Origin of the sequence: Methylobacterium sp. WL103, assembly GCF_008039885.1 — a bacterium.
Lineage (GTDB): Bacteria > Pseudomonadota > Alphaproteobacteria > Rhizobiales > Beijerinckiaceae > Methylobacterium > Methylobacterium cerastii.
Window position 1 is genome coordinate 1 of sequence record NZ_VRUX01000943.1, and the last position, 1,128, is coordinate 1,128.

Annotated in this window: 2 protein-coding genes; one reads left to right on the forward strand and one right to left on the reverse strand. The window is 76.0% G+C overall.

All coding sequences use genetic code 11. The features are described 5' to 3' along the window. Positions 1–885, forward strand: an 885-nt coding sequence (locus FV222_RS26895; protein ID WP_147816183.1) for a penicillin-binding protein activator, incomplete at its 5' end; no start/stop codon positions are given. Positions 886–900: 15 nt separating this feature from the next. Here FV222_RS26895 and FV222_RS26900 read toward each other — a convergent pair. After that, positions 901–1,128, reverse strand: a 228-nt coding sequence (locus tag FV222_RS26900) for an EamA family transporter (RefSeq protein ID WP_147816185.1), incomplete at its 5' end; no start/stop codon positions are given.

The window sequence follows — 1,128 nt, forward strand, 5'->3', positions numbered from 1 at the left end:
GGCGCCCGCGAGGCGGCGAGCGGCGCCATCGCCGAGGGCGCCGAGCTGGTGCTCGGCCCGCTCTTCGCCGCCAACGTCTCGGCCGCCTCCGTGCCGGCGCGGGCCGCGGGCAAGCCGGTGATCGCGTTCTCGACCGATGCGAGCGTGGCCGCCCCCGGCACCTACCTCCTGAGCTTCCTGCCCCAGGCGGAGGTCGACCGGATCGTCGAGGAATCGGTGTCGGGCGGGCGCCGGTCCTTCGCCGCGCTGATCCCCGAGAACGCCTACGGCAACGCCGTCGAGGCGCAGTTCCGCGAGGCGGTGGCGCGCAAGGGCGCCCGCCTCGTCGGCATCGAGCGCTACGTCCCCGGCGCGTCGGAGCCGGCGATCGCCCGCCTCGGCGGCCTGATCACCGGGGCCGGCGCGCAGGCCGACACCCTGTTCCTGCCCGAGACCGCCGAGGGGCTGCCGGCGGTGGCGGCCGCGCTCACCAAGGCGGGCTTCGCGCCGTCGCGTATCCGGCCGATCGGCACGGCGGTGTGGAACGAGCCGCGGCTCTTCGCCCTGCCGGCGCTGCAGGGGGGGCGGTTCGCCGCGCCGGACGCCGGCGGCTTCGGCAACTTCGCCGGGCGCTACCAGGCGCGGTTCGGCACCAGCCCGCCGCGGGTCGCCTCGCTCGCCTACGACGCGGTCTCGCTCACGGCGGCGCTCGCGCGGCAATACGGAACCCAGCGCTTCGCCGACGCGACGCTGACGAAGAGCTCCGGGTTCTCGGGCATCGACGGCACCTTCCGCTTCCGCCCCGACGGCCTCAGCGACCGCGCGCTCGCCGTCTACGAGATCCGCAACAACGCGGCGAGCGTCGTCAGCCCCGCCCCCCGGGCGCTGGCCAAGCCCGGAACCTGAACCCGCCGCCTCGGCTCAGCCGTGGCCGATCATCGCCGCGCCGGCCGCGATGACGAGGCAGGCGACGATTCGGCCGGCGGTGAGGCGTTCCTTCAGGACGAAGCGGCCGAGAAGTGCTGCGAAGACGACGCTGGTCTCGCGCAGCGCCGAGACCGGCCCCATCGCCCCGAGCCGCATCGCCCAGATCACCGCGGCATAGGCCATCAGCGAGGCGGCGCCGCCCCCGACGGCGCGGGCTAGCGC